Genomic DNA, 6,964 nt, shown 5'->3' with positions numbered 1-6,964 from the left:
TCGCCCGGTCCAGCAGGAACGAGAAGTAATACTCCTGCGCGATGTCCGACGCCTCGGTCACCAGCACGCGACGCGTGACATGACCCTTGATGTCCAACCCGAGGATCGCCTCGGCCAACTCCTGCGCCTCGGCCGGATCCTTGGCCAGCTTCACACCACCGGCCTTACCCCGGCCACCGGTCTTCACCTGCGCCTTGACCACAACCTGCCCACCGATCTCCTCGGCGGCGGCCCGCGCTTCTTCCGGATTACTCGCCACAGCGCCGGGCAACACCGGCACACCATGGGCGGCGAAGAGGTCCCTCGCCTGGTACTCGTACAGATCCACTGGCACCCACCTTCATTGGTTGTGTCACAGCGACAGCCTCATTGCGAGGATACAGTATTCTGTATGCAGAAGTCGAGGTTTCTGCCGCGCGGGGAAGGTCAACCCTGAACTGAGAAGACGAGACGGATGTCACTCGCTGTAGTGATAGGCATCACCAGGGTCGGGCAATCTGCTCATTGTATGCTGTAGGCAGTCGACCAATTGGCCGATACAACGGGCAAAGCACCGCCGTTACCGATTGTTGGGAGTACATCATGCCGTCGACCGAGTTGCCGCAGCAGATGTCCGCCCGCCGGATCGACCGGCCGGTGCCGCTCCGTGAACGCGTCTACCAGGCAATGCAGGAGCTGATCATCTCCCGGCAGCTCGCCCCCGGTCAGCACCTCGTGGAGAGCGAGCTCGCCGAGATGCTCGGGGTGTCGCGCCAGCCGATCCGGGAGGCGCTCCAGCTGCTGAACTCCGAGGGCTGGGTGGACCTGCGTCCCGGTTACGGAGCGTTCGTGCACGCGCCCACGGAGGCGGAGGTCGACCAGCTGCTCGTGGTCAGGGCCGCGCTCGAGGCAGAGTCGGCCCGGCTCGCGGCGCTGAACACCGATGCCGAGGGCGTCGCCCGCCTGCGCAAACTGTGCGCCCAGGGCGAGGCCGCCGTGGCGTCCGACGACATCGACGGCATGGTCGCGGCGAACGCCGAGCTGCACCGCTGCGTCACCGAGCTGTCCGCAAACCAGGTGCTGCTCGACATGGTGTCGCAGGTGGACCGCAGGGTCCGCTGGTACTACACGCCGATCGCCCGCCACCGCGGGCACCAGTCGTGGCAGGAGCACGCCAGGCTCATCGACGCGATCGAGGCAGGCGACGCCGACGCGGCGGCCCGCACGATGCGCGAGCACACCGAGCGGACGCGCCAGTCGTACCTGGAGCAGCGTCGCGAGAACCCCGAGCCGGAGGTAGCTCCGGTACAGGTCCGGTCGCGCCGCAGGCGCACCGCGCCCGGCGTCTGACAAGGCGCCCTCTTCACACAAGACCACCGGGTCCGCGACGTGGCGGACACCGGGTTGTGAATGATGCCCGCGAACAGGAGGTGATAGAGATGCGTACCTGGAAGGAGTTGTGGAGGTCCCTCACGCAGGAGCCCGCCGGCTTCCGTGCTGACGGCCGCGTGCTGGGCCTCGGCCTCGCGACCGCTCAGGCGCGAGCCGGGCAGCAGGCCAGCCAGGAGGTCGAGGACTTCCTGCGGCAGCGTGCCGCCGAGGAGCGGCCGAGCGCGACGTCGTCCTGACGGGCCGAGAAGGAGCTGCCAACGGAGCCAGCTCGATCTCGGCCCCCAGGGGCCGGGTCAGTCGGCCTGTGCCTCGGCCACGTCCGGCCGGGCCGTCGCTTCTTCGAGTTCCCGCGCCCGGTCCCTGCGGACCTTCAGCAGGCTCGCGATGGTGGTGATGGCGAGCGTGCCCACGATCACGCCGAGTGACACGAGGATCGGCACCTCGGGTGCCCACGGCACACCGTGGTGGTGCAGGGTCTCGGCGATCAGCTTGAGGCCGATGAAGCCGAGCACCGTGGCGAGCCCCTTGCTGAGGTACACGAGCCGGTCGAGCAGGCCACCGATGAGGAAGAACAGCTGACGCAGCCCCATCAGGGCGAACGCGTTGGCGGTGAACACCAGGTACGGCTCCCTGGTGAGCCCGAAGATCGCGGGAATGGAGTCGAGTGCGAACAGCAGGTCTGTCGTCCCGATCGCGATCATCACGATGAGCATCGGGGTGACCATGCGACGGCCGTCGACCCGGATCGTCAGCTTGGCCCCGCTGTACTCGTCCGTGGCGGGCAGGAACTTCTTGGCCGAACGCAGGACCGCGTTCTCCTTGAACTCGTCCTCGTCGTCGTCCTTGTGCAGCAACAGTTTCCACGCCGTGTAGAGCAGGAACGCGCCGAAGACATAGAACAGCCAGTCGAAGCGTGCGATGGCCTCGGCGCCGACGGCGATGAACAGGCCACGCAGCAACAACGCGATCACGATGCCGATCAGCAGCACCTTCTGCCGGTACTCTCTCGGCACCGCGAAGCTCGACATGATGATCACGAAGACGAACAGGTTGTCCACCGACAACGAGTACTCGGTGATCCAGCCCGCGAAGAACTCGCCGCCGTACTGTGGTCCCGCGAGTACGAGCACGCCGACGCCGAACAACGCGGCGAGCCCGACGTAACAGCTGACCCAGATCGTGCACTCCCGCAGCGACGGGTGCCGTGGGTTGCGGGACACCAGGTAGAAGTCGAAACAGATGATGGCCGTGAGGCTGGCGATGGTCACCAGCCACACCCACATTGGAATGTTCAACGTCGTCCCAATCTAGCGCAGGCAGGACCGGCCATCCGCCGGCGAAGGCGGATGGTGACGGTCCGATCCCGGCTCAGCGCTGCTGCGTCGTGGCCCGGCCACGGCTGCGCCGCCGTGCCTGCCGTTGTTCGTATACGTGCTTCGCGTATGCGGCGTACACCGCGTAGATCTCCGCGGCCTCCGGGTTGTGCGGGGCCATCCGCCGCCACCACCGCGGCGCGATGCGCTCGTGCAGCCACAGGAACCCGATGGCGAAGCCCGCGCTGATGATTCCCTGGTAGGCGAGGAAACCCAGCACGTCCGGAGGCAGTTGCGGCTCGCCGACGAGGATGAGGTGGGTCAGCACCTCGTGGGCCAGCCTGGCCAGTGGGAACCCGACGAGCCAGAAGAGCGCCGCGGGCGCGAACGCGCCGATGCGGACCTTCCGGAAGGCGGCGAGCAGCCCGTATGCGCCGCCCAGCAGGGCGAGCGGGACACCGAGAGCGAGCATGCTGACGAGTGCCCAGCCGATGGGCTGGCCGACGATCCCGGCCAGCCCACCGGCGACGGCACCGGCGATGAGTCCCACGACGAGCCCGGGAAGGGCGAGCTCGCCGAGCCGGAGCAGGCGTGTCGTGTCCATCTAGCTCACGACCACGCCGAATCGGAAGAGACTGTAGAACAGCATGCCCAGGTAGAACACCGCGCCGAAGCCGATGATGACGTTCGACCACCACTTCGGCCGGATCGGTTTCGGCAGCATCCGGTTGTTCACCAGCAGCAGGACGACGCAGTACGCGCCCATGGCGAACGTCGACAGGAACGCGAGGATGTCGAGCACGCCGCTCGGGCCGTCGGCCGGTCCGAAGTTCAGGATCAGGATGCCGAAGATGATCACGGCCCACAGGAAGAACGCGTAGAGGTGCGAGATCTTGAACCGCTTGGCGCCGGGCACGAAGAAGTACGTCATGTCCGCCTGACCGCGCGAGAACGAGTCGAACAGGCCGAGTGTCGCGTTGAGACCGATCAGCGCGATGAAGCCGAAGAACACGCCACCGAGCACCGAACCGCCCACCGAGGCGAAGGCGTCGGACATCGCGTTCAGCGCGGCATCGCGGTCACCGCCCTCGATGAGGCTCCGCACGTTCGGGTTCTCGCGCGCGGCGGCCTGTGCGAGCACGGTGAAGGAGACGGTCACCAGCATCGTGATGCCCCAGAACAGGAGCAGCGCGTCGAAGGTGACCCAGCGGCGCCAGCCCTTCCACTTCTTCATCTCGTCGGGGTCGCTGGTGTCGAACATGAACCCGCGGGCGGGCATCTCCTCCTGCTCGGAGGCGTGCCGGAGACCGCGGATCTTCGGCACGTGCGCGCCCATGCCCGCACCGCTGTCCCGCAGGTGCAGCGTGTACCACATCTGCTGCATACCGGAAGGCCCCGCGAAGGCGATGGCGCCGACCACGATCGGGAACCACGTGCTCGACATCGCGTCGGACGGGAAGTAGCCGAAGTTGAACATGCCGGTGATCGTGCTGGACAGGTCGCCCCAGCTGCCCACCAGCGACGCGACGATGGCCGTGCCGACCACGAGCGTCCCGATGAGCAGTGACAGCACGTTCTCCAGCAGGTTGTAGATGACCTTCGCCAGCGTGAACACCACGCCGACGAGTACCAGCGCGATACACGCGGTCAGCACCCACGGTATGCCGGTGATCTCCTCGAACGCGGCGGCGCCCGCGGAGAGATGGCCCGGCCAGATATAGACGAGTATCGCCACCGCGAAGAAGAACCACATCAGTGGTTTGAAAACGCGGGCGGCGCCGGTGAAGATGCTCTCACCGGTCGCCATGGCGTACCGGGCCATCTCCAGCATCACCACGGCCTGGAGCGTGACACCGATAAGGAACAGCCACCTGATCTCCGGACCGAAGACGAGCACGAGTCTCGGCCACATGTACGACTCGCCCATACCCACGCCGAGGGCGACGAGGAACACCGTCGGGCCCAGCAGGTGAATCGCGGGCGGAGCGTCGGGCAGCTTGCGGATCGGCATGGGATCGAGCCCGCCGGCCCGCCACACCCGTTCGGCTTTGCCCGTATCGGCGCCGGTCTCCCCGGCGCCCGACACGGGTACTTTCGAAGAATCCACCATTGGACCTCCAGTTTTCGAGGTGGCTGCCCCCTGCTAGCTGAGCAGACCTGCTGCCCTCGCCCAGCGGTACTTGGCTCCGAGGACCGCGACCGGCCGCTCGGTGGTGTACGGATAGGCGATGATTCGATGATCGAACAGGTAATCGCTGGCCTTCTCGACCTCGGTGTCGCCTGCCAGCGACGCGACGACCGGCTTGTCGATGCCCTTCGCCCTTGCCTCTTCCACGACTCGCGCGGTGAGCTCAGCGAAGACCATAGGCGGTGTCACGATCGTGTGCCAGTAACCCAGGATCAGCGCGTGGATGCGCGGGTCCTCCAGCCCGAGCCGGATCGTCGCCTCGTAGGTCGACGGCGGTTCGCCACCGGTGATGTCGATCGGGTTCCCGGCCGCGCCGAACGGCGGGATGTAGCGGCGGAACGCCTCATCCAGGTCCGGCGGGATGTCCATCAGGGACAGTCCGGCCTCCACGCACGCGTCGGAGAGCAGCACGCCCGATCCACCGGCGCCGGTGATGATCACGACGTTCTCGCCCTGCGGCGTGGGCAGCAGCGGAAGGCCCCGCGCGTACTCGAGCATCTCGTTCAGCCCCGGCGCGCGCACGACGCCGGCCTGCCGGAGGATGTCGTCGTAGACCTTGTCGTCACCGGCGAGCGCGCCCGTGTGTGAGCTCGCGGCCCGCGCGCCGAGCGCGGTGCGGCCGGCCTTGAGCACGACGACCGGCTTCTTCTTGGTCATGCGCTTGGCCGTCTCGACGAAGGCCCTGCCGTCCTTGAGGTCCTCGAGGTGCATCGCGACGGCCTGCGTGTTGTCGTCCTGCTCGAAGTAGGTCAGCAGGTCGTCCTCGTCCACATCGGACTTGTTGCCGAGGCCGACGATCGCCGAGACGCCCATCTTCGAGGTGCGGGCGAAGCCGAGGATCGCCATGCCGATGCCGCCGCTCTGCGACGTGAGGGCGACGCCGCCCTTGACGTCGTAGGGCGTGCAGAACGTGGCGCACAGGTTCTGCGGCGTGTAGTAGTAGCCGTAGATGTTCGGGCCGAGCATCCGGATCTTGTACCGGTGCGCGATCTCGACGATCTCCTCCTGCAGCTCCTCGTTGCCGGTCTCGGCGAAGCCGGACGGGATCATCACCGCGGCCGGGATTCCCTTCTCGCCGCACTCGGTGAGCGCGCCCGCCACGAACTTGGCCGGGACCGCGAACACCGCGACGTCCACGTCACCGGGCACGTCGCCCACCGACTTGTACGCCTTGCGCCCGAGAATCTCGTCGGCCTTCGGGTTGATCGGGTAGATCTCGCCCGCGTAACCGCCGTTGATGAGATTCTTCATCACCGAGTTGCCGATCTTGCCCTCCTGGTCGGAGGCGCCGACGACCGCGACCGCGCGCGGGTTCATCAGGCGGGTCATCGACTCGAGGATCTCCTCCTGCGACAACTTGGGCGGCTCGGTGACCTCGCCGGTCTCGACGAGGATGCGGATGTCGGCGGCGACCGCCCCGCTGCCGCTCGCGAATACGGGGTTCAGGTCGAACTCGCGGATCTCGGGGAAGTCGGTGACCAGCGCGGACACCTTCTGGATGACGTCGGCCAGCGCGTCGACGTCCACCGGCTCCGCTCCGCGGGCGCCGTGCAGCACCTCGGCGGCCTTGATGCCGTCGACCATGGACCTCGCCTCGGCCGCGTCGAGCGGGGCGAGCCGGAACGTGACGTCCTTGAGCACCTCGACGAGCACGCCACCGAGCCCGAAGGCGACGATCTTGCCGAACGTCGGGTCGGTCGTGGCGCCGATGATCACCTCCTGGCCGCCGCCGACCATCTGCTGCACCTGGACTCCGGTGATGGTGGCCTCGGCGTTGTACGCCTTGGCGTTGGCGACGATCTTGTCGAACGCCTCCCGCGCCGCGTCTGCGCCGTCGACGCCGACGAGCACGCCGCCTGCCTCGGTCTTGTGCAGGATGTCGGGGGAGACGATCTTGCAGACGACGGACCCGCCGATCCGCTCGGCCAGCGCCGCCGCCTCGTCGGCGGTGGTGGCCAGCCCTTCGGCCGGGGTGGGGATGCCGTAGGCGTCGGCGACCCGCTTGCCCTCGGGCGCCGTGAGTCCGTCGCGGCCCTCCGCGCGTACCTTGTCGATGATCTCGCGGACAGCGGACTTGTCTGGAGCCGGCATA

The 6,964-nt window shown here is 67.4% G+C and carries 7 protein-coding genes; 2 read left to right on the top strand and 5 right to left on the bottom strand.

Annotation, left to right across the window (positions count from 1 at the left end):
* The coding region (locus FCN18_RS25265) for an ATP-grasp domain-containing protein (protein WP_206077984.1) at positions 1–328 on the bottom strand (328 nt) is incomplete at its 3' end.
* Between the two features lie 254 nt (positions 329–582).
* Between FCN18_RS25265 and FCN18_RS25260 the strand changes: the two genes are divergently transcribed.
* Positions 583–1,329, top strand: a complete 747-nt coding sequence (locus FCN18_RS25260; RefSeq protein ID WP_112272595.1) for a GntR family transcriptional regulator — start codon at positions 583–585, stop codon at positions 1,327–1,329.
* A gap of 89 nt (positions 1,330–1,418) precedes the next feature.
* On the top strand, positions 1,419–1,607 hold the full coding sequence (locus FCN18_RS25255; RefSeq protein WP_137096264.1) for a hypothetical protein: 189 nt from the start codon (positions 1,419–1,421) through the stop codon (positions 1,605–1,607).
* A 57-nt stretch (positions 1,608–1,664) separates the two neighbouring features.
* Here FCN18_RS25255 and FCN18_RS25250 read toward each other — a convergent pair whose 3' ends face one another.
* From FCN18_RS25250 to FCN18_RS25235, 4 genes are all read right to left on the bottom strand, one after another.
* On the bottom strand, positions 1,665–2,666 hold the full coding sequence (locus FCN18_RS25250) for a TerC family protein (protein WP_170200593.1): 1,002 nt from the start codon (positions 2,664–2,666) through the stop codon (positions 1,665–1,667).
* 73 nt (positions 2,667–2,739) lie between these two features.
* Positions 2,740–3,288 carry a hypothetical protein gene (locus FCN18_RS25245; protein WP_113642287.1) on the bottom strand — a complete coding sequence of 183 codons (549 nt, stop codon included), beginning with the start codon at positions 3,286–3,288 and terminating at the stop codon, positions 2,740–2,742.
* A complete protein-coding gene (locus FCN18_RS25240; RefSeq protein ID WP_170200592.1) occupies positions 3,289–4,794 on the bottom strand; it encodes an Nramp family divalent metal transporter in 1,506 nt (501 codons plus the stop codon). It abuts the gene before it with no gap.
* A gap of 33 nt (positions 4,795–4,827) precedes the next feature.
* Entirely contained in the window at positions 4,828–6,963 is a 2,136-nt protein-coding gene (locus FCN18_RS25235) for an acetate--CoA ligase family protein (RefSeq protein ID WP_113642286.1), read from the bottom strand.
* Position 6,964: the final 1 nt, after the last annotated feature.

It is taken from the genome of Prauserella endophytica, from assembly GCF_005146945.1.
GTDB lineage: Bacteria > Actinomycetota > Actinomycetes > Mycobacteriales > Pseudonocardiaceae > Prauserella_A > Prauserella_A endophytica.
Note: the sequence above shows the minus strand (reverse complement) of the source record. Positions and strands in the feature narration are given on the sequence as shown.

Excerpts from the sequence above, each read along its gene's own strand:
- FCN18_RS25255 (WP_137096264.1), top strand. The coding sequence starts at position 1,419 with ATGCGTACCTGGAAGGAGTTGTGGAGGTCCCTCACGCAGGAGCCCGCC.
- FCN18_RS25240 (WP_170200592.1), bottom strand. The coding sequence starts at position 4,794 with ATGGTGGATTCTTCGAAAGTACCCGTGTCGGGCGCCGGGGAGACCGGC.
- FCN18_RS25245 (WP_113642287.1), bottom strand. The coding sequence starts at position 3,288 with ATGGACACGACACGCCTGCTCCGGCTCGGCGAGCTCGCCCTTCCCGGG.
- FCN18_RS25260 (WP_112272595.1), top strand. The coding sequence starts at position 583 with ATGCCGTCGACCGAGTTGCCGCAGCAGATGTCCGCCCGCCGGATCGAC.
- FCN18_RS25235 (WP_113642286.1), bottom strand. The coding sequence starts at position 6,963 with ATGCCGGCTCCAGACAAGTCCGCTGTCCGCGAGATCATCGACAAGGTA.